Here is a 20997-nt window from a genome sequence, read left to right on the forward strand (position 1 = left end):
TTGTCAGTCAGCCGGGGCTGCCATGCGCCGGATCAAGAATAGCGGCGCCGGCCGGGGCTTCAGTGCAGGGGGTCATCACCAGCGGGTTCTGTCCGCCATCATCCTGGCCCTCCGGCAGGGGCACACATTCGCTGTCCACTCCCGTGCCACGCCCGGTCGGGCCGCCATGGCCGGGGGCGCACAGATGCCAGGCGCCCGCTTCGCCGGAGCGGCCCAGCACCACACGCGGCTGCGGCGGCACATGGGGTGTATAGTGCCACCATTCGCCGTCAAAGACTGCATCGGCCGGCGGATCCATGCCGGCGCCGGAGCCCTTGATGCGGGCGGAGACCACCTTCAGCCCGTCCGGGCCGACAATCCAGTCTTCCTGCCAGCCGGTCTTCTCGACCGAATGCGTCCAGGTAAGGGTAAAGGCGGCAAGGGCTGCATAGAGCACCTTGCCGCCGCTTGCGATGCAGAGGCCGAGACTTGCCATCCCTGTTCGCCGGTGCTTACGCCGTGCCGGGGGCAGTGCGGCGGGCACGCAGCCAATGCTGGCCGATCACCACGGCGCAAAGCAGGAAGCCGATCTCGTCGGTCGCCGGCAGGGCTGCTACCAGCAGCGCCGCAGCGGCGAACGCGCAAAGCCGCTCCCACCACGGCATCGGCCGGATGAGGAAGCCGATACCGGCCGCGCCCCAGAGCCCGATGGCGATCAGCGCCTTGAAGACGATATAGCCGACAGCCACGGTGTAACCCATCTCGGCGGCCAGCGGCCCGCCATCCTGCAGCATCAGGGCCGGGGTATAGACGGCCATGAAGGGGATGACGAAACCGGCAAAGGCGACCCTCAGGGCTTCCATGCCGATCTTGAGCCCGCTTTCCTTGGCAATCGGTGCCGCCGCGAAGGCGGCAAGCGCCACCGGCGGCGTCAGGTCCGCCAGAATGCCGAAATAGAACACGAACATGTGGCTGACGATGAGCGGCACACCCAGCTGCAACAGTGCCGGCCCGGCAAGGGACGAGGTGATGATGTAGTTGGGAATGGTGGGGATGCCCATGCCCAGCACAAGGCAGGTCACCATTGTGAGCAGCAGCGAGGCGAGCAGATTGTGCTGCCCGATGCCGACGATGAACTGGCCGAAGGTGGTGGCCGCGCCGGTCAGCGTCATGGTGCCGATGATGATGCCGACGATGGCGCAGGCAAGCGCGATCGGCAGCGCGGTCTTGGAGCCGTCAGCCAGGCTGTCACGGCAGTCGGCAAGGGTCTGCCGGCCGCCCCGGCGCAGGGCGTTGACGAGGATCAGCGCCGCCACCAGCAGCAGGACGATCCCGACGCCATAGCGCACGAAGCTGGCCGCGATGACGCCGATGGCGATCCAGAACAGGGCGCGCAGCAGCAGGGAGGGCACGCCTAGCAGGATGGAGCCGCCCAGGATCAGCACGGCGGTGAGCGCAAGGCCGATGGTGCCGGCAAAAAGCGGCGTGTAACCGGTAAAGAGCAGGTAGATCAGCACGGCGAGCGGCGCCAGCAGGTACCAGCTCTTGCGCAGCGCACGACCAGCCGAGGGCAGCTCTTCCTTCGGCAACCCGAGCAGCGAGCGCTTGCCGGCCTCCAGATGCACCATCCAGAAGGCGGAGACGAAATAGAGCAGCGCCGGGATCAGCGCGGCCTTGACGATATCGGCATAAGGCACACCGAGCGTCTCCGCCATGATGAAGGCAACGGCGCCCATCACCGGCGGCATGATCTGCCCGCCCATGCTGGCCGTCGCCTCCACGCCGCCGGCAAAGGCGGCGCGATACCCGAAGCGCTTCATCAGCGGGATGGTGAACTGGCCGGTCGTCACCACATTGGCGACACCCGAGCCCGAGATGGTCGCCATCAGGGCAGAGGAGATGACCGCCACCTTGGCCGGTCCGCCGCGCGCATGGCCGACGAGGCCGAGCGAGATGTCGGTGAAAAGCTGGATCATCCCGGCGCGTTCCAGGAAGCTGCCGAAGAGGATGAAAAGGAAGATGTAGGTGGAGGAAACCAGTGTCGGGATGCCGTAGATGCCCTCGGTGCCGAACGCCATGTGGTCGATCACCTGCTCGAAGGCGTAACCGCGATGGTCAAGCGGCGCCGGCAGATACTGGCCGAGGAAGCAGTAGGCCAGGAAGACGCCGGAGATCACCGGCAGCGCCGCGCCCATGATGCGCCAGGCGGCGATGAACAGCAGCGCCAGCGATACGGCGCCGATGGCCAGATCCATCGGGATCAGATCACCGGAGCGGAAGATGAGATCTTTATAGAATATCCATTGATAGGCGCCGACACCCATGCCGGCGATGCCCAGTGCCCAGCCGAGCCCTTTCATGACCGGGTTCTTCGCCGTCAGCGAGAAGGCCAGCGGCATCCCCAGCAGCAGAACGAAACCGACATGGATCGAGCGCACCACCTGGCTCGGCAGGATGGCGTAGGCGGCGGTGAAGAGCTGGAAGACGGAGAAAAGAACAGCAATCCAGAACAGCAGCCGGCCTTCAAGGCTGAGGCCGAAACTCTGCGGCAGGTGATGGCCCGGAACTTCCTCTTCAGGGGCGGCTACCGGGGCGATTGTGTCGGTCATCGGGGGCGGGACCTCGGCTCGAAGGCGGCAGGAAAGGAAAACCGGCCGGGCTTCCCGGAAGGGGAGGCCCGGCCGGTTGTCAGCTCAAGGCTCAGAGCAGCCCCTTTTCCTTGTAGTAACGCTCGGCGCCCGGATGCAGCGGCACCGGCATGCCGGAAAGTGCCTTCTTGATGTCGATGGCCGCGGCAGCCTTGTGGGCAGCCACCAGCTGGTCAAGATTTTCGAACAGCTGCTTGGTCATCTGGTAGGCCATGTCGTCGCTGACATCCGCCCGGGTGATGAGGAAGTTGACGACGGCAACAGTGCTCACATCGCCGTCCTGCCCGTCATAGGTGCCGCCGGGAATGGTGGCAGCGACATAGGGCGCGCCGATCTTGCCGGCCACATCTTCCGGCACCGCCACGACGGTGGTCGGCAGCGAGGTGGCAAGGTCACGGATGGAGGCAACGCCGAGGCCGGCGGACTGCAGCGTGGCATCCAGCTGGCGGTTCTTGATCAGCTCGACCGATTCCGCAAACGGCAGATATTCCGTGCGGGAGAAGTCGTTGTAGCTCATGCCGGCGGCTTCAAGGATGGCACGGGCATTGAGCTCGGTGCCTGATTTCGGCGCGCCGACGGAAACGCTGTGGCCCTTGAGGTCGGCCAGCGACTTGATGCCGCTTTCCTTGGAGGCAACGATCTGGATGTAGTTGGGATAGATGCCGGCAATGCCGCGCAGCTTGTCGAGCTTCTGCTTGAAGCCGGCTTCCTCATTGCCTTCGGCAGCCAGCTTAACGCTGTCGCCGAGCGCAAAGGCGATCTCGCCGCGGCCCTGCTGCAAGAGGTTGAGGTTCTCGACCGAGGCCTTGGTGGCCTGCACCTGCGTGCGCACGCCCGGAATCTTGTCGGAGTAGACTTTGGCGAGCGCCACGCCGAGCGGGTAATAAACGCCGCTGGTACCGCCGGTCAGGACATTGATGAACTCGTCCGCGCGCGAGGCGGCGGGGGTTGCTGCCAGGGAAATCAGGGCAGCGGCGCCGGCAAGGCGGCGGAATCTGGATCCAAACATGTATGCGTCTCCCGTTTTGTCGTAATTTTTATGGGATCCATTTATGCCGCTGTGGCGCCGGCAGGCAACAAAAAGGGCGCCCGGATGTCTCCGGGCGCCCTTTTTGTTCTTTGGCCTCAGGCCTCAGGCGAGTTTTGCGTAATCGCCGACCAGCAGGCGATAGGCCGCCTCGTCTTCCTCGATGGAGGGGAAACGGCCGACCTTGTCGCGGAAATAATTGTCCGTCAGGTCGTTGTTGACGGTGGAAACCTCGCCGATCAGCACGTCCGCCTTCTCGCCCCAGAAGGCGTGATAGACGCCCGGCAGCAGCGTTACGCTCTCGCCGGGGCCGAGGGCGATCTTGCCGCCGGCCTTCACCGTGCGGGCAATGCCGTCGCAATAGACGGTCACGTCCTTGTCCGGATCGGTGCCGCCGTCGGGTGTGGACTGGAATAGCTCGATCACCAGCTGGCCGCCGCCGCGGTTGATGATGTCTTCCGCTTTCACCTTGTGGAAGTGCATGGGCGAGAGCTGGTCCTTGCGCGAGATCATGATCTTCTCGGCGTAGAGCATGCCCATGCCCTTGGCGAGATCCGCCTCGTTGCCGTTGCGCACGGTAAAGAGGAAAAGCCCCACCTCGTCGAACTTGCCGAGGCCGTAGTCGGTAATGTCCCAGCCGAGCGAGGCCTTGCGGATCGCTTCCGTCTCGCCATAACGCTGGCGCCAGGTCTCGGGCGTCCAGTCGGCAAAGGGCGGCATGATGTAGCCGAAGGAATTGATGAAGGAGGCCGCCTTGCGGAGGATCTCGTTGATTTCGGAGCGTTGCATTTTCCGGGGTTCCGGGAAGAGGTTTCGAAAGACGGTCTTAGTGCAGGCGGGTGCCCTTGTCGGGGTCGAACAGCACGACGCCGGCGGTGTTGACGGCAAGGCGCAGCATCTCGCCGCTGCGGGCGCTGGCCTCCGCGGCAAGGCGGCCGATGACTTCCTTGCCACCCAGATGGGTGACCATGAAGGTGTCGGCGCCGGCCGGCTCCACCACATCCACCATCACATCGCAGAAGCGCACGCTCGGCCCGTAGCTCTGGGCGTCAGTAAACTCGGTGATGTTTTCCGGGCGGATGCCGAGGATAATTTCCTTGTCCTTCCAGCTGGCAAGCTTGCCGGCCGGAATATCAAGCTCCAGCGCGATCTCGCCTTCCCGGCGCTTGAGGCCCAGCACCGGCTTGTCGCCGGCAAAACCGACACGCGCCCTGACCAGGTTCATCGCCGGCGAGCCCATGAAATCGGCCACGAAGGTGTTGACCGGGTCGCGGTAGATTTCCTGCGGTGTGCCCACCTGTTGCAGCACGCCGTCCTTGAGTACGGCGATCTTGGTGGCGAGCGTCATCGCCTCGATCTGGTCGTGCGTCACATAAACCATCGTGCGTCCCAGCGACTGGTGCAGGCGCTTGATCTCGGTGCGCATCTCGACACGCAACTTGGCGTCGAGGTTGGAAAGCGGCTCGTCGAAGAGGAAGACCTGCGGCTTGCGCACCAGCGCCCGGCCCATGGCCACACGCTGGCGCTGGCCGCCGGAGAGCTGGCCCGGCCGGCGGTCGAGCAGATGGTCGATCTGCAGCATCTTCGCCACGTCGGCGATGGCCTGGTCGCGCTCGGCCCTGGGCACCTTGCGCATTTCCATGCCGAAACCGATGTTCTCGCGCACATTCATGTTCGGGTAGAGCGCATAGCTCTGGAACACCATGGCAATGTCGCGTTCGGACGGGTGTACCCCGTTCATGCTCTTGCCGTTGATGCGCAGATCGCCGCCGGTGATCTCCTCAAGGCCCGCGATGGTGTTGAGCAGGGTGGACTTGCCGCAGCCGGACGGGCCGACAAGCACCAGAAAGCCGCCTTCCTCCACCTCGAGCGAGATGTTCTTCAGCACCTCGACGCTGCCGTAACGCTTTTGCAGTTTGTCGATTTCGAGAAAAGCCATGGGTTTACCCTTTGACGGCGCCCGCCATCAGGCCGCGCACGAAGTAGCGGCCCGACACGATGTAGACGATGAGAGTGGGAAGCGCGGCGAGGATCGCACCGGCGAAGTGCACATTATATTCCTTCACGCCGGTGGAGCTGCTCACCAGATTGTTGAGCGCCACGGTCATGGGCAGGCTGGAGAAGTCTGCGAACGAGGCGCCGAACAGGAAGTCGTTCCAGATATTGGTGAACTGCCAGATCACCGTTACCACGATGATCGGCCCGGAGGAGGGCAGCAGGATGCGGGTAAAGATGCGGAAGAACCGCGCCCCGTCCATCGTCGCCGCCCGGATCAGCTCCGTCGGGAACGCTTCATAATAATTGCGGAAGAAGAGCGTGGTGAAGCCGAGGCCATAGACCACATGCACCAGCACAAGGCCGCTGGTGGTGCCCGCCAGATGCAGGAGCCCGAGGATGCGCGCCATGGGAATGAGCACGATCTGGAACGGGATGAAGCAGGCAAACAGCATGAGGCCGAAGATGATCCGGTCACCCTTGAAGCGCCATTTGGTCAGCACATAACCATTGAGCGCGCCAAGCGTGGTGGAGATGGTGACGGCCGGCACCACCATCAGGAAGGAATTGATGAAATAGGGCTTGAGACCGGTGGGCTGCACGCCGATCTGCGCGGTGCTCCACGCCTTGGTCCACGGCTCCAGCGTGAAAACCTGCGGCAGCGCCAGCATGTTGCCCTGCCGGATTTCCTCCAGCGGCTTCACCGAATTGACCAGCATGACGAAGAGCGGCAGCAGGTAATAGACGGCAAAGACCAGCAGCACGGAATACAGCGCTGCGCGCAGCAGGCGGCTGGTTGAGAAGGCGTTGTTCTGGCTCTGGAAGCTCATTGCTTGCGCTCCCTGAGTTCGCCGTAGAGATAGGGCACGATGATCGAGGCGATCATGATCAGCATGATGACGGCGGACGAGGCGCCGACGCCCATCTCGTTACGGGTGAAGGTGTAGGAATACATGAAGGTCGCCGGCAGTTCGGTGGACCGGCCCGGTCCGCCATTGGTCAGGGCGACGACGAGGTCGTAGGCCTTGATGGCAAGGTGCGCCAGCACGACGAAGGCGGACATGAAGGCCGGACGCAGGATGGGGATGATGATGCGGCGATAGGTGTTCCACATCGAGGCGCCGTCGATCTGGGCGGCCTTGAGGATCTCGTTATCCACCCCGCGCAGGCCGGCCAGGAACATCGCCATCACGAAACCGGAGGATTGCCACACCGCGGCGATGACCACGGTATAGATGGCCATCTTGGTGTCCTTGATCCAGGTGAAGGAAAAACTCTCCCAGCCCCAGACATGCAGCGTGTGCTCAAGGCCGATGCCGGGGTCGAGGAACCATTTCCACGCCGTGCCGGTCACGATGAAGCTGAGCGCCATCGGGTAGAGATAGATCGGGCGCAGGAAGCCTTCGATGCGGATCTTCTGGTCCAGCATGATGGCGAGCGTCAGGCCCAGCACCGTGCAGATGACGATGTAGAGAATGCCGAAGATCGCGAGGTTGGCGAGGGCGATGTCCCACGAGCGCTGACCGAACAGCCGGTCATAATTGGCCAGCCCCACCAGATTGAAGCTCGGCAACATCGTGCTGTCGGTAAAGGAGAGGTAACCGGTAAAGGCGATGAAGCCATAAACGAACAGCAGGATGACGGCAAAACTGGGGGCCAGGACCAGCCGGGGGAGCAGGGACTGCAGGCGTTCTTTCAACAGCAGGCCTCCGAAATGGGCGCCGGGGCGTGGCGGCGATTTCATACCGCAGTATGAGAGCGCAGCGGACGCTTGTCAGAGGTAAAAAAGGTGCCTGACCAGCCGGGAGGGTGATCAGGCACCTCACGAGTTAAGGATCAGCTCTTACTTGGCGTCTTCGACGGCGCTGACCAGCTCCTTGACCGCGGTGGCGCTGTCATACTCGCCGTTGAAATGGGCGGTGATGACGTCATACATCGCGTTCTTGATGGAAGCCGGCTGGGCGTAGCCATGGGCCATGGAGCCGAGCAGGTGGTTGCTGGCAGCAGCTTCCGCGAGGTCCTTGATGCCCTTCTGGCCGCAGGCGTCGAACTTCTCGCCCGACACGTCGGTGCGTGCCGGCACCGAGCCCTTGACGGTGTTGAAGGCGACCTGGAATTCCGGCGATTCGATATCGCTGGCCAGCGTCATCTGCGGGGCGGTGCTGCCCTTGCCCTTGAACATCACGAACTGGTCGGCGTTGAAGGTCACGGTGCCCTGGGTGCCCGGGAAGCGGAAGCACATGAAATCATCGCCCGGCTTCTTGCCGGCGCCGAGGAATTCACCCTTGGCCCAGTCGCCCATGAACTGCACGCCGGCCTTGCCCTCGATCACCATGGCGGTGGCGAGGTTCCAGTCACGGCCGGAGAAGTTGTCGTCGACATAGGTGCGCAGCTTGGCCACGCGGTCGAACACCGTCTTCATGGTGTCGGAGCCGAGCGCGTCCTTGTCGAGGTCGATCATGGCCTTCTTGTAGAAGTCCGGACCGCCGGTGGAGAGCAGCACGGCTTCCCACAGGGTCGCTTCCTGCCACGGCTGGCCGCCCTGGGCGATCGGGGTGATGCCGGCGGCCTTCATCTTGTCGAGCGCGGCGATCAGGTCGTCCCAGGTTTCCGGCTGCTTCAGGCCCAGCTTGTCGAACACGGCCTTGTTCGCCCACACCCAGTTGGTGGAGTGCACATTGACCGGGGCGGCAATCCAGTGGCCGTCATATTTGGAGAAATTTTGCAGGGCGGCGGGGATAACCTTGCCCCAGCCTTCCTTGTTGGCGACTTCGTCGAGGCTGGTCAGCTGACCCTGCTTGGCCCAGTCGGTGATGTCGAAGCCAAGCAGCTGCACGGCGGTCGGCGGGTTGCCGGCGGTCACGCGTGCGCGCAGCACGGTCATGGCCTGTTCGCCGCCGCCGCCGGCGACCGGCATGTCTTCCCAGGTGATGCCCTGCTTTTCGAGCATCTGCTTCAGCACGTTGAGGGCCTTGGCCTCGCCGCCGGAGGTCCACCAGTGCAGGACCTCGATCTTTTCCGCAGCGAAGGCAGAGCTGGCCATAAGCGCAATAGCGGCAGCACCGCCAAGTGTCTTGGCAATCCGGAATGCCATTATTTCCTCCCAGGTTCCGTAACCGCGGCAGTGGTTCGCCCGAAGGTCTGTCCTGCCGCTTGGGCCAGACTGTAACGTTGCAGATTTCGCATTGTCAACCGGGCCCGCTTGGGGAACACTCCGGCCCATGCAGGAGGTGCGGCCCTGCCAAGCCGCTTCGGCGCTGGGCAAAACCCCTGCGGCAGAATAAGACCGGCCAGTAATCATGGCCGCGAACCGGCGGCGGGTTTTTGCCAGACAGGGCAAGGACATCGCCCCCGGTGCGGGAGGAAGAACCGGAAACCCAGATGTCCGACCAGCCAGGTGCGGGCCGCAAGGCTGCACCAACACTCAAGACGATTGCCGAGCTTACCGGCCTTGGGGTGACCACGGTGTCGCGGGCCCTCAAGAACGGGCCCGAACTCAAGGGGGAAACGATCGCCCGTGTGCAGCGCGTGGCGGCGGAGATCGGTTATCGCCCCAACCGGGCGGGGGTGCGCCTGCGCACCGGCAAGACGCATGTCATCTCTTTCATCCTCAACCAGGCGGATGACATGAGCGACTATGCGCGCCGGCTGATCATGGGCATTTCCAGCGAGCTGAGCGGCACCGGGTACCACATGCTCGTCATCCCGCAGGACATGGCGGAGGATGAGGTGGCGCCGGTGCGCTATGTGCTGGAGAATGCCGCCAGCGACGGCATCATAATTACGCATACCGAGCCGCATGACCGCCGCGTGGCGCTGTTGCAGCAGCATGGCTTTCCCTTCGTCTCGTTCGGCCAGACGGAGGCGGGCGGGCACCCGTTCTTCGACTATGACAATGACGATTTTGCCTTCCGGGCGACGCAGGAGATGCTGCGGCGCGGGCGCAAGCGAATCGCCATCCTGCTGCCGCCGCGGCGCTACAGCTATAGCGGCCACCAGCTTGCCGGGTACATGCGGGCGCTCGGCCCGGCCGGTCTGGAGCCGATGCCGCTCGATGACCTGACGCTGTTTTCCGCCCCGCCGCTGATGCGCGACTATGCCCGCCGCATCGCCACCCTGCCGGAGCGGCCGGACGGCATCATCTGCGGTTCGGAAGGGCAGGCGATGGGGCTGATGCTGGGTTTGCAGCAGGCGGGCCTGCGGATCGGCGAGGATATCGACCTTGCCAGCAAGAAGACGACCCCGCTGCTCGATCTCGTGAATGCCCCGATGCTGCGCTATTTCGAGGATCTGGAATATGCAGGCCGCACGCTCGCCGGCATCATGCTGCGCCAGCTGGCCGGCGATGCGCACGAGCCGGAGGCGGTGCTCGTCCTCAATGACCGTGTGCCGGACTAGGTCCCGGGGGTCTCTCCGCGCCCTGCCATGAAAAACGCCGCCCGAAGGGGCGGCGTTTTCCGTTTTGGGCAGAAGGTCGCGGTCCTTACTGGGCCGGCTTCCAGCCTTCCAGCTGGTCGATCTTCATCTTGCGCTGCTCGTCGGCGGGCAGCTTGTAGTTGTTGCCGAACATGGTCGATTCCCACGAGCCGTAGCTCGGGTTCGGCAGCATCATCCAGTCCTTGGTCCAGTGGGACATGTTCTTTTCGTAAACGGCCATGCGGGCGGCGGCATCGCCGTTATAATCGTCAACGAAGTCGCCGAGATTGTCGCCGAGCAGCATCAGCACCCGGTAGTCCTTGGCCACATAGGCGCGGCGGGTGCCCTTGGCGGATTTCCAGTCTTCCTTCTCGCCCTTGGTCAGCAGCGTATCCACATCACCTCCCATCGGGAAACCGAGCTTGGTCATGTTCTCAAGCGTGGCCGGGTCTTCTTCCTTGGTGCGGTTGGTCACGTAGAACACCTTGACCCCGCGCGAGGCGGCGTACTGGGTGAACTCGACCGCACCCGGAATGGCCTTGGTGACCTCGTCCTTCACATAGGCCGTCCATTCCTTGCCGCTGAAGCTGGTGCCGCGCTGGATGAGCGAGGCTTCATAGACGGAGTTGTCGAGCACGGTCTCGTCGGCATCGAGGATGATGGCAGCCGGTTTGCCGGAATAGTCGGCGCCCTGCTCATCGGGAATAGCCGTCCAGTTCTTGTCGGCCAGCGCGGCGTCGAGCTGCATTTTCGCGAGCGCGTAGATCGCCAGCGTATTGGCCTTGTACTCGACGGATTTCTGCATCCAGAGCGTGGCGTTCAGCAGGTCGTTCTGCGGCACCGCATCCTGGGCGGAGGCGGCCTGCGGCAGGGCAATCAGCATGCTCGTTGCCATCAGCGTGGCGGCGATGGCCGTCAGGCGGAACACGGGTGTGTGCGTCATCTGCAAGGATCCCCTTTGCTCATATCCTGTTCATGCCGGGCTGGTCTCTCCCCTCGCCTGGCGGATTTTTGGCCGTGGCCTGAAGCGCGGCTGTTAGTCGCGCTGACCATCGGGCGATAGACTGTCCGTTGACCTGCGGCGAGCGTCAAGCCAAAGCGCCCATTGCGCATATGATAGTCTGCATTTGCGGAAAGCAGCGGCAGTCCTGGCCGGCAGGGCCCGTTTGCGCACCCTCATTCTCTTTCCGGCGCCATCCCTTATAAGGAGAGGGCGGTTTCGTGAAATCGGGGAGGGGTGTCGTGGCAGAAAACTACCGTCTGGCGGCCGGAGGCATCGAGCTGGAGGTTGACCTCACCGTCGGCCATCTGGCGGCGCTGCGGGTGGAGAGCAACGGCCCCGACGGGCACCGCATTCTCGAGCCGCTGCACAGGGCGCCCTGGCGGGACGATCCGGCCATCCAGGCCGATGAGAACATCGCCCCCAATGTGCGCCGCCTTGCCGGCGATTTTTTCTGTGCGCCGTTCGGTATCCATGGCGATGGCACCGACCCGGTGAGCGGCGAGGCGTTGCCGCCCCATGGCTGGCCCGGCAACAGCCGCTGGCAGGTTGTGGACGAGACGCAGGATGGCAAGGGCGGCCACACGCTGACGCTGGCGCTGGAAAAACCGGTGCAGGGGGGGCGCCTTATCAAGGAATTGACGCTGCGGGACGGTCACCCCTTCGTCTATCAGCGCCATATCTTTGAGGGCGGCAGCGGAATGATCCCGGTTGCCCATCATGTGATGACGCAGTTCAGCGGCAGCGGTCAGTTGGCCTTTTCCCCCAAACGTTTTGCCGTGACCCCGCCGGCCCCGCAGGAAACCGATCCCGCCCGCGGCCGCTCCCTTTTCGGGCGCGGCGTGCTGACCCACGACCTCACCCGCCTGCCCGGCCACGAGCCGGGCACCAGCTTCGATCTCACGCAGTATCCGGCGGCGGCCGGTCATGAGGATTTTGTGCTGCTGGTGGAAGATCCCGCCAACCAGATCGGCTGGACGGCGGCATTGCGCGAGGAAGAGCAGGACATGCTCATCACCCTGCGCGATGCCCGCCAACTCCCCGTCACCATGCTCTGGTACTCCAGCGCCGGCCGCCACTACAGCCCCTGGAACAGCCGCCATAAAGGCGTGTTGGGCATTGAGGACGGCTGTGCCCTTCCGGGATTCGCCGCAAGTGGCATGAGCGAGGCGGAACGGGCGCTTGAGCAGTCGATTGTGCAGCGCGGCATACATCTTAATGCAGTAATGCGAACGGAAATTCGGCACGTGTTGGGTGTATTTGCGACATCGGGTAACCCAAAAAAAGCACGGGATGTCTTCGCAGCGTCATTAGCAGGAAAAAAGCCAATTTCTGCGGTGCAGTTTTGCCAAGATTTTCTCTTGTCTCGACGCGTCGGGAAACACGCCTGAGGTGTCTATAGCCACTAGATTGCAGAAATTCTGTGAGATTGCCGACTCTAGTAGTGAGAATCACTTCCATCGGTGCTTCGCCTGTTTGGCGCGCGCGCAGACTTTAGCGTCACTGCGAAACTAAATTACTGAAAGTGGCCTTTGTTTGCAACTTATGAAGGGGTTGGTCGTTGTTGCCAAGGGAGATCAGCCTTGAGCAAGGCAATCGGTAAATTCAGGTTGCATTGGATTTTACCTGTTGCGATAAGTGTCCCAAGTCGTGTTGGGATCGCGCTTGGAGATTGGGGAGAACATCATGAGCGTTAAGAAGTTTACCGCCGTAGCGGTTTCTGCTGTGGCTCTCGTCTTGGCGCCGATGGCGGCCATGGCTCAGGCTGCCAGCGGTGCTGGTGGTGCAGGAACGACCGGTACTGCCACTGGCGGTGCAGCTGCAGCCGGTGCCGGTGCCGCGTCTACGGCGGCTGTCGGTGGCATTACGGCCGGTACTCTGGCTGTCGGTGTGGCCGCTGCGGCGGCAGTCGGTGTTGCTGTTGCCGTTGCTTCCAATGACAATAACTCTGGTTCGACCACTTCGACCGGTACTTCGCACTAAAAGAATCTTCTGTTATTTTGGAAGCTCTACGATAAAAAGCTGCCTGTATTTCGGGCAGCTTTTTATTTTACCCACTATAAGGCTTCAGTATCTTTAAGGTGAATTCCGGCACGTAGGGTATTGGGGTTTGAGTGCTTTGCCAGACGGTTCCTGCTTCATCTTGCCAGTATTTGCTTTCCGATGACCAATCAAGTGATTTTGATTTGCTTATCTCAATATAAATCGTTGTCAATATTTTCTGTCCGTAAATATCTATTTCCTCTTTGCTGTCTTTATGTACTTCGGACTCTATTAAAACGCCGTACCGGTTTGATTCCGGAAGGTCGATCATTCGCAATGTGCGCTGGCCATCTTCAAATGTCATACCGTGCCTCGCCTCGGGCGCGATCCAATTGGTTTGGCCGAGGTTTTGAGGCAGCCCTGCCGTTTTGACGATCCTCAGATTAGTGGTGATGAGTTGAGTGCGGTCATGGGAAAACCAATGAAGATAATCATTGTCTTCTACCTCACCCAGGACCAGCAACGCCGGAGCTGCGCGCCCTATTTTTGCGTCAAGCGTCGCATAAGGTAGTTGTCGGGCCTGGGTCGGGTTGTAAACGGGGGTGGAACTCCCCCAGGCGAGGTTAATTGTGCTGCCAACTTGGGCAAAATTGCTCTGGCCACATCCGCTCAATAGGGCCGCTGTGGAAGCCGAAAGTAGTGAGCGTCTGGAAAAGGTTGCGGCCATCCTGTGACTCAGCGATAGTTCGGAACTGAATTTTGAAGGTGTTTCCTTGGGGGGGCTGTGTCTACTCGTTTTTTGCCCGTAGTCGGCGCCTTATTGATTTTTTTCAATGCTCTGCCCGGCCTGGCTCAAGGGCAATCCTTTAATTTTGGAGATGATTCACTCGGCGTTTCTTCGCAAGATTTGTTGCAGGGGCTGCAGCAAATGAGGGGCACCCAGGGGGGCGACGAAACTGGTAGCGCGGCAGGTTCTGCTTCGAGAGCTGGTGCCCTCAGTACTCTATCCGGCGACGTGGTGCCGCCGCCCGCAGTTGAGCCAAGCCAGGTTGAGGTGGATTACTCGCGGCGCGCAGGGCAAAAGCTGCGTTTGATTGGTTATGACGCCGTTAATAATATAAATCAGCTAGCACGTGGCGCACCTATGGGCGCCGTCAGTGACGACTATCGACTTGGCGTGGGGGATGAAATCATCGTCTCCATCCGCGGTCAGCGTAACACAACGCAGCGAACATTGGTGGATGTGTCCGGACAGGTTACTGTGCCGTCGCTTCCCCCTATTGCGGCTGCCGGAAAAACGTTTGGTGAGTTCCGGACCGAGCTGGAGCGACAGGTCCAGGAAGGCTTTTTACAGTCTCAGGTCTATGTCTCGCTTGGCGCGATCCGGCAGCTTTCGGTGCTGGTGGCAGGAGAAGTCAGCCGCCCAGGGCTGAAAACAGTGACGGGAGTGTCGTCGGTCATCGACGCGCTGGTCGCGGCAGGCGGTATTAAGAAGAGTGGCTCGCTGAGGCGGGTTGTGCTTGTTCGCGAAGGGCGTGAAACCGTCCTCGATCTCTATCCTGTACTCCTCGGAACGGCCAAGGCCTCCGATATAAGTTTGCGAGATGGCGACCGTCTGGTTGTGCCGGTCCTTGGTCCGACTGTTGCCATTTCGGGCGATGTGATGCGTCCTGGGATCTATGAACTTAATGCAGACAAACTTGATGCCGCTGCCGCCATGGCTTGGGCGGGCGGTGGAATTAGCGCCGAGGGAAATGTTCTTTCCCGTCTGCGGGTGACATCAACGGGTCAGCGGGAGGTAACGGACCTTGGCTCCGGCGCCAAGCTGTCGCTTGCCCGGGGTGACATTCTGAAGGTTGCGCGGCGCGGCGGCGGTGATATCGGAACAGTGTCGCTTGTTGGCAATGTAGCGGTTCCAGGCGAGCGGCCGCTTGCGCGCTACCCTTCCGTATTTGCCCTTATTCGTGACCCCGGTGTCCTGCAGGGCGCTTCCTATCTGCCGTTCGTTGTGGTTATCACGACGGACAAGGTGAGTGGTGCCCAGCGCTATGTGGCCGTCGATGCGGCTGGTGCGCTCGGCGGGGGGGCCACGCAGGCTCAATCCGATTTTCCGTTGAGCAGTGGCGATCAGGTGGTCGTCCTGAGCCTGTCGGATGTCCGCTACCTGTCTTCCGCCGACGTGCAGAATGTGTTGCGCGGTGAGCTGCCCGTTTATGGTCTCGTGGACAGGAAGAAGCTCCAGAATCAAGGGAACGGCCTTGATGGAAGGTCGGAAGTTGGTGATGAAGAGCCGTTACTTGCCCAGTACAAAAATCAGCGTGCTTCTTTGGCTACTGCTGGAGGCGGTAAGGACGGCCTGAATCAGTCAGCGACGGCTAACAGGAGTTTGTTGGCAGCGCAATTGACACCGCAGCAAAGTGCCGAGAATGGCACCTCTCCTTTGGGGATGGCAGACACTGGGCCGGCTGCCAGTCAGCCGTTAGATGCCCTGAAGTATTGTGCGGGCCTGCGCCAACTGATCGCGAATGTTATCCGGCGGGGCAATGCGGTTTCCCCGGCTGGTGGGTTGCGGCCGGCTAACGATCCTGCAGCAGATTCGGGTGCCGCCTTTGATATTCAGCCCTGCCCGGTTGTCTTTGATCAGATCGCAGACCTTCTTCCATTCGTTGTGGATCACGCAAGTCAGGTCCAGGGTGAGGTCCGGAACCCGGGCATCTACCCCGTAGCCCAGAGTCTGCCGGCCAACGTACTTGTCAATGTCGCGGGCGGTTTAAGCGACGCGGCGGATTCGTCCCATGTCGAGGTGACGAACTATCGGGTTGCGCAAGCCGGGGCGACAGTGCGGCAGGTAGTTTCATACAGCGCTGCCGCCGCGGTTGCCGTTATGCCAGGTGATGCCGTTCGCGTCGGGGCAAGATACTCGGACCGAGACGCGGGTGGCGTTATGATAAGCGGTGAAGTTGAACGCCCTGGACTCTACAACATCACGCGTGGCGAAAAGTTATCGGATTTGATAGCCCGGGCCGGTGGGCTGACACCACAGGCCTATCCGATCGGGAGTGTTTTTACCCGCGAGGCCGTACGCCGCCAGGAACAGGAAGGGTACGAAATAACGGCTCGCGAGCTGGAGTCTGGAATCGGCCCGGCGTTGATCAGCATTTCAAGCACTGCGGCCGGCTCTTCTGCCCAGACCGCGGCGGCTACAGTGAGCGCCATTCAGCAACTGGTGCGTTCTTTGCGGTCGGCAAAAGCTGTCGGACGTGTTGTGACTGAAACTGATCCCGCAATTCTCAGTGTAAGGCCTGAGCTCGACACTGTTTTGCAAGTTGGCGATGCACTGTTCGTTCCCAAACGGCCCAATCACGTCTCAATCTCGGGTGAGGTACTTCACCCGGGTGCCCAGCGGTTTGAAGACGGTCTGGCGGCAGGGGATTATATCCGGAACAGCGGTGGCTTCACGGCAAATGCGGACGATTCCAGAATCTATATGATACTGCCGTCCGGGCAGGCGAAACCGATCAAGAGTTCATTCTGGAATTTCAGTCGGGAGAATGTCCCCCCCGGGACCACGGTGGTTGTCCCGCGTGATCTGACACCCTTTAATTTCTGGGCAATCACCAAGGATTTGACCCAGATCCTCAGTCAGGTCGCACTCTCAGCGGCATCGCTCGCTGTTATTTCTAATAACTGAAGTGCTCAAGGTTAAGGCAATCTATGCCGGGAAGCGAGGACTGACGGCCGCTGTAATCTGCGTTTGCAGCGGCCTCGGTTTCTTGCCTGCCCATGCCCAGGAAGAAAATCAGCTTCGTGGCGCATTTGGGCAGCATGGCACTACGGCGGCGATCAACATGCCAAACGGCCGTATGGCGCCTGATGGAGAGTTCGGGCTGGGATATTCCGAGGTCTCTCCCTATCGGCGTTACTTTTTTACGCAGCAATTTCTTCCCTGGTTGCAAGGGACTTATCGTTATACCGCAATTAGTTATCTGCGTTATGGCAGTGGAGATTTTGCCCAAAATCAAAGCTACAAGGACAAGGCGGTAGATGTAAAAATTCGCCTTGTTCGCGAGGGGCGATATGTCCCTGATCTTTCTTTGGGGTTCAGGGATATCGGCGGTACCGGACTTTTCTCCAGCGAGTATCTGGCGGCAACGCGCAGAATATATGACTTCGATATTACAACTGGTCTCGCTTGGGGGAATATGGGGTCGCGGGGAGGTTTGACCAATCCTTTCGGCTATTTTTCTGACCGCTTCAAGGATGAGAGCCGCACCTCCAGAACAACGGGTACGATCGGATCTGCGTTTTTTAGTGGCGAGGAGGTGGCACCTTACGCCGCCGTGGAGTGGTATCCTTCCAGTCTGCCGAATTTGAGCCTCAAGGCAGAGTTTGATGGAAATAACTACCAGTCAGAGCCGTTCGGTGCTGTTCTGGATACTAACAGTCCTCTAAATTTTGGCTTGGTTTACAGGCCATTTAGCTGGGTTGATCTGGCGGCTAGTTATGAACGCGGTAATACGGTTGGGCTGCGGGTCATTCTGCACAGCAATTTCAATGCTTCCGCCGGTGTTCCCAAGGTCGATGAAAAGCCTCCTTTTCCGGTTCCCTTGCAAGCCGTAGAACAGCCCCGGCAAGAGGGGCTGACCAACCCTGTGGACGTGCCCGCGCTGGTAGCCTCCGCGGGGAGTGCCGGAGTGCGATTGGCTTCGGTGGACTTGAGGGCTCAGAGCGCACTATTTCGGACGATGTCAATCCCGACCCCCGAAGCTTTGGCCTCTGCTGAACGGAATATATATAGCCACTCCGATATGGAGCAGTTCGACACAATCAGCTTTGTCGGGCCGGATGGGCAATTGCTGCGCACCCTGACCGGGCTACGGACATCTGATAGAAGCCGTTCAGATCTGGCCGGCCAGGACTCCGCCGGGCGCCTTGAGGGAGCCCAGAAAAATTCTCCGCCGACCATAGATAACCAGTCGATAAAACAGCGGGTGTTCGCCGCACTCAAGGCTATCGACATGAGGGGTGAAGCTTTTTTTTTAAAGGATAAGCGCGCATATCTGAAATACTCACAGGCTCTTTATCGTGATCGGGACGAGGCACTTATCCGCGCGTCGCGCGCGTTGGCGGCCGCAGTTCCCGATAGTGTAGAAGTGCTTGATCTGTCGGAGCAGGAGGAAGGGGTAGTCGTCAAGCGGGCGGTGTTCCTGAAGCGGGATATCGCTCTGGCAGCCAATTATCAACGAAGCTTCGACGAGGCTTGGGTTAATGCTTCAACACTCGATACGCAGGAGCTGGTTTCGGGCTGGAGTGAAAATGCAGAAAACTACCCAGATTACTCCTGGGGACTGTCGCCGAAGTTGCGGCAAAGTGTCGGCGGCCCGGATAATTTTTATCTATACCAGATTTACGGAAGCGCTAACGGAGAGGTTAGATTCAATAAAAATTTCAGCGTAGATGGAAGTGTGGGCGCCAACATAAAGAATAATTTTGATAACTTTACATACGAAGCTCCAAGCGAATTGCCGAGAGTTCGTACAAAAATTAAGGACTATCTAAAGGGTGCGCCTGTTTGGATTGGCAGTCTCAATGCTAACTACATAAATCAAATAGACCAGAATTTATATTATAGACTTTCTGCGGGTGTATTCGAATGGATGTATTCGGGTGTCGGTGGAGAAGTTCTATATAAAAAACCTGAAGCGCGGTGGGCGCTCGGACTGGATGCCAATTATGTTTGGCAAAGAGACTTTGATGGTGGCTTTGGGTTGCTCGACTATAGCACCGCCGTTGGTAACCTGACCTACTATCAGGATTTGCCCTTCTGGGATCTGAACCTCCAATTAAGTGTCGGCCGCTATCTTGCCGGTGATGTTGGCGCAACCTTGACGTTGTCACGGCTCTTCAAAAATGGTGTCCGTGTCGGCGTGTGGGGAACGAAAACCAACGTGTCGGCCGAGCAGTTTGGCGAAGGGTCCTTCGACAAGGGTTTCAAGGTATCAATTCCATTCTCGGTGTTTTCAACCCGCCCCTCTACCTCTTCGGCAGAGTTCGCTTTCGCTCCTCTGACGAGGGACGGTGGGCAAAAAGTCATAACGCCCAAGCCTCTCTATTCGACTCTTTTTCAGGCCGGAGGTAGCTAGTCGCCAGGCGCCATCTCGGCCTAAGATGTTCGCTCAGTGAGTGAGGCTTGATAGACAACGGACGACTGGACTTTCATCGACTCTCTCTTGTCGGTGAGCGTGTCACCGCTCGTGACGTGGATGTATAAAAGCCTTTTTCAAGATTTTTTGATATTGTTGTCTAGGGTAGGTTCGAAAAAGATGATAACGGAAGAAAATAAATTCTTCGAGGGTTTCAGTTGTGGTAGTAAATACGGAATAATATTTGTTAATTTAATTAGAAGAATTGCTATGATATTTTCTGATGTGTTGGGGTTGGTAATTCCATTTTTTGTAATTAGAAAAAACTTCATAGATGCATCTTTGTATATTTATAAAATGCAAGAAAATGGTACCGCTTCCAGGGTCGATACCGGAGTGGACTGGTATTTTATTTTAATATCAGTTGCTTTGGTTTTGATGATAATTCTCGGATTTTACGGTGAAAGAAAGAGTCTATGGGATGAAATATATGTTTATGTTCGTGCTTTTTTCTTTATGATTTTATTCGATTTTGTTGTTCTGTTCACTGCTGGATACTCTGGCGGTGGTGTTTATTTTTTTTCTTTCTGGGTGTTCGCTTTTGTTTTCGTTTTGTTTATTCGGGCAATGTTCAAGGCGGTATTAAATCGCTTGGGGTTGTGGAGCATTGCGACTGTCGTCGTCGGAAGCGAGACGAATATAGAACATGCCGTTGAGGCGGTTAGTAAGCAGGCGACGGTAGGTTATGCCATCCGGGATGTTCTGGTGTTGACCGATCGGGGCAGTCTGCAGGGGAGCCTTGCTGTCGCTGGATACAATTCGACGTCGGCGTCGGATGTTGGCGATATCATCAATTATATTGAACGCCGTCCGGATGTTCATGTTGTCCTTGCGTCCGATGAGAGGTTTTCTGATGCCTTCTATAAAATTACCGACTTTTTGGCCTCTCGTCCAAATACACTTGATTTACTTCCGAGTATAAAGGGGTTACCGCTTTACGGGACGGATATCATACATCTGTTCGGTGAAGAGATTTTGATGCTCAGGGTGCGGAATAACCTGAGTCGTCGTGTTCCAAAATTATTTAAAAGGGTGATGGACGTATTTATTTCTTTAATTATGATTCTTATTCTTGCGCCAGTTTTTCTTTTTCTGGCACTGCTCATAAAGTCGGAAGATGGCGGGTCGCCAATCTATGTCCAAACCAGAGTTGGTCGGAACGGTAGACTTTTTAACTGTTACAAGTTTCGTAGTATGAAGGTTGACGCGGAGCAGGTTTTGTCTCGATGGCAAGGCGAAAATCCAGCACTGTTCGCTGAGTACAAGGCAGGAAATTTCAAACTCAGGAACGACCCGCGGATTACCAGAATTGGCCGCTTCATTCGTGCCCATAGTCTCGATGAGCTGCCGCAGCTCTTCAACGTGCTGTTGGGGCAGATGGCTCTGATTGGGCCTCGTCCATTAATTGAACGCGAAGTTCCGGATTATGGGGGGCGGATCATACATTACTATCGCACCCGGCCAGGAATAACCGGCCTGTGGCAGGTCAGTGGGAGAAGCGAGACGACCTTTGTGGATCGTGCCGCCTATGATGAATGGTACGTAAAGAACTGGTCTGTTTGGCTGGATGTCGTAATTTTGATCAAGACCGTTCGGGTGGTATTGGGGCGAGGCGGCGCGTACTGAAAGATGTGGGCGCGGGTTGCAGCGGGCCTCCGGCTGCCGCTCACGCGTTGCCGATTCTATATTAATTGGCGCGTCTGCCGTGTTCGGACAGGTTTTTGCGTATGACGCCGAAAGAGCCTT

16 protein-coding genes are annotated in these 20997 nt (G+C 59.3%); 6 read left to right on the forward strand and 10 right to left on the reverse strand.

What is annotated here, in order from left to right; translation table 11 throughout:
• Positions 1-7: 7 nt before the first annotated feature.
• From QTL98_RS03460 to QTL98_RS03495, 8 genes are all read right to left on the reverse strand, one after another.
• Positions 8-475: a DUF1850 domain-containing protein gene (locus QTL98_RS03460; protein WP_445680829.1), complete on the reverse strand. Its 468-nt coding sequence runs from the start codon at positions 473-475 to the stop codon at positions 8-10.
• 16 nt (positions 476-491) lie between these two features.
• Complete coding sequence (locus tag QTL98_RS03465; RefSeq protein WP_445680830.1) at positions 492-2588, reverse strand: TRAP transporter permease; 2097 nt, start codon at positions 2586-2588, stop codon at positions 492-494.
• Positions 2589-2679: 91 nt separating this feature from the next.
• Entirely contained in the window at positions 2680-3636 is a 957-nt protein-coding gene (locus QTL98_RS03470) for a TAXI family TRAP transporter solute-binding subunit (RefSeq protein WP_445680831.1), read from the reverse strand.
• A gap of 123 nt (positions 3637-3759) precedes the next feature.
• The gene (locus QTL98_RS03475) at positions 3760-4443 is read right to left on the reverse strand and encodes a D-lyxose/D-mannose family sugar isomerase (protein WP_445680832.1); all 684 of its coding nucleotides are present in this window, start codon (positions 4441-4443) and stop codon (positions 3760-3762) included.
• Positions 4444-4480: 37 nt separating this feature from the next.
• Entirely contained in the window at positions 4481-5593 is a 1113-nt protein-coding gene (locus QTL98_RS03480) for an ABC transporter ATP-binding protein (RefSeq protein WP_445680833.1), read from the reverse strand.
• A 4-nt stretch (positions 5594-5597) separates the two neighbouring features.
• Positions 5598-6479, reverse strand: a complete 882-nt coding sequence (locus tag QTL98_RS03485; protein WP_445680834.1) for a carbohydrate ABC transporter permease — start codon at positions 6477-6479, stop codon at positions 5598-5600.
• The gene (locus QTL98_RS03490; protein ID WP_445680835.1) at positions 6476-7393 is read right to left on the reverse strand and encodes a carbohydrate ABC transporter permease; all 918 of its coding nucleotides are present in this window, start codon (positions 7391-7393) and stop codon (positions 6476-6478) included. Before QTL98_RS03490 ends, QTL98_RS03485 begins: the two co-directional genes overlap by 4 nt.
• Positions 7394-7492: 99 nt before the next feature.
• Positions 7493-8743, reverse strand: coding sequence for an ABC transporter substrate-binding protein (locus QTL98_RS03495; RefSeq protein WP_445680836.1), 1251 nt, complete (start codon positions 8741-8743; stop codon positions 7493-7495).
• A 287-nt stretch (positions 8744-9030) separates the two neighbouring features.
• Here QTL98_RS03495 and QTL98_RS03500 point away from each other — a divergent pair, with 287 nt between their 5' ends.
• Positions 9031-10047 carry a LacI family transcriptional regulator gene (locus QTL98_RS03500; protein ID WP_445680837.1) on the forward strand — a complete coding sequence of 339 codons (1017 nt, stop codon included), beginning with the start codon at positions 9031-9033 and terminating at the stop codon, positions 10045-10047.
• 85 nt (positions 10048-10132) lie between these two features.
• On the opposite strand, the gene QTL98_RS03505 is transcribed toward QTL98_RS03500, so the two are convergent.
• A complete protein-coding gene (locus tag QTL98_RS03505; protein ID WP_445680838.1) occupies positions 10133-11008 on the reverse strand; it encodes a 5'-nucleotidase, lipoprotein e(P4) family in 876 nt (291 codons plus the stop codon).
• A 299-nt stretch (positions 11009-11307) separates the two neighbouring features.
• On the opposite strand from QTL98_RS03505, the gene QTL98_RS03510 reads away from it, so the two are divergent.
• The gene (locus tag QTL98_RS03510) at positions 11308-12456 is read left to right on the forward strand and encodes a hypothetical protein (RefSeq protein WP_445680839.1); all 1149 of its coding nucleotides are present in this window, start codon (positions 11308-11310) and stop codon (positions 12454-12456) included.
• Between the two features lie 295 nt (positions 12457-12751).
• A complete protein-coding gene (locus QTL98_RS03515) occupies positions 12752-13048 on the forward strand; it encodes a hypothetical protein (protein ID WP_445680840.1) in 297 nt (98 codons plus the stop codon).
• A 67-nt stretch (positions 13049-13115) separates the two neighbouring features.
• On the opposite strand, the gene QTL98_RS03520 is transcribed toward QTL98_RS03515, so the two are convergent.
• Positions 13116-13775, reverse strand: a complete 660-nt coding sequence (locus QTL98_RS03520; protein WP_445680841.1) for a YjbF family lipoprotein — start codon at positions 13773-13775, stop codon at positions 13116-13118.
• Between the two features lie 57 nt (positions 13776-13832).
• Here QTL98_RS03520 and QTL98_RS03525 point away from each other — a divergent pair, with 57 nt between their 5' ends.
• The 3 genes from QTL98_RS03525 to wbaP all read left to right on the forward strand — a co-directional run bounded on the left by QTL98_RS03525 (position 13833) and on the right by wbaP (position 20877).
• Entirely contained in the window at positions 13833-16739 is a 2907-nt protein-coding gene (locus tag QTL98_RS03525; protein ID WP_445680842.1) for an SLBB domain-containing protein, read from the forward strand.
• 1 nt (position 16740) lies between these two features.
• The gene (locus QTL98_RS03530) at positions 16741-19191 is read left to right on the forward strand and encodes a YjbH domain-containing protein (protein ID WP_445680843.1); all 2451 of its coding nucleotides are present in this window, start codon (positions 16741-16743) and stop codon (positions 19189-19191) included.
• A 180-nt stretch (positions 19192-19371) separates the two neighbouring features.
• Positions 19372-20877, forward strand: coding sequence for an undecaprenyl-phosphate galactose phosphotransferase WbaP (gene wbaP, locus QTL98_RS03535; protein WP_445680844.1), 1506 nt, complete (start codon positions 19372-19374; stop codon positions 20875-20877).
• Positions 20878-20997 lie beyond the last annotated feature (120 nt).

The organism is Radicibacter daui (genome assembly GCA_030657355.1).
GTDB lineage: Bacteria > Pseudomonadota > Alphaproteobacteria > Radicibacterales > Radicibacteraceae > Radicibacter > Radicibacter daui.

Excerpts from the sequence above, each read along its gene's own strand:
- QTL98_RS03470 (WP_445680831.1), bottom strand. The coding sequence starts at position 3,636 with ATGTTTGGATCCAGATTCCGCCGCCTTGCCGGCGCCGCTGCCCTGATT.
- QTL98_RS03485 (WP_445680834.1), bottom strand. The coding sequence starts at position 6,479 with ATGAGCTTCCAGAGCCAGAACAACGCCTTCTCAACCAGCCGCCTGCTG.
- QTL98_RS03495 (WP_445680836.1), bottom strand. The coding sequence starts at position 8,743 with ATGGCATTCCGGATTGCCAAGACACTTGGCGGTGCTGCCGCTATTGCG.
- QTL98_RS03490 (WP_445680835.1), bottom strand. The coding sequence starts at position 7,393 with ATGAAATCGCCGCCACGCCCCGGCGCCCATTTCGGAGGCCTGCTGTTG.
- QTL98_RS03460 (WP_445680829.1), bottom strand. The coding sequence starts at position 475 with ATGGCAAGTCTCGGCCTCTGCATCGCAAGCGGCGGCAAGGTGCTCTAT.
- QTL98_RS03505 (WP_445680838.1), bottom strand. The coding sequence starts at position 11,008 with ATGACGCACACACCCGTGTTCCGCCTGACGGCCATCGCCGCCACGCTG.
- QTL98_RS03475 (WP_445680832.1), bottom strand. The coding sequence starts at position 4,443 with ATGCAACGCTCCGAAATCAACGAGATCCTCCGCAAGGCGGCCTCCTTC.
- QTL98_RS03515 (WP_445680840.1), top strand. The coding sequence starts at position 12,752 with ATGAGCGTTAAGAAGTTTACCGCCGTAGCGGTTTCTGCTGTGGCTCTC.
- QTL98_RS03520 (WP_445680841.1), bottom strand. The coding sequence starts at position 13,775 with ATGGCCGCAACCTTTTCCAGACGCTCACTACTTTCGGCTTCCACAGCG.
- QTL98_RS03465 (WP_445680830.1), bottom strand. The coding sequence starts at position 2,588 with ATGACCGACACAATCGCCCCGGTAGCCGCCCCTGAAGAGGAAGTTCCG.
- wbaP (WP_445680844.1), top strand. The coding sequence starts at position 19,372 with ATGATAACGGAAGAAAATAAATTCTTCGAGGGTTTCAGTTGTGGTAGT.
- QTL98_RS03480 (WP_445680833.1), bottom strand. The coding sequence starts at position 5,593 with ATGGCTTTTCTCGAAATCGACAAACTGCAAAAGCGTTACGGCAGCGTC.
- QTL98_RS03500 (WP_445680837.1), top strand. The coding sequence starts at position 9,031 with ATGTCCGACCAGCCAGGTGCGGGCCGCAAGGCTGCACCAACACTCAAG.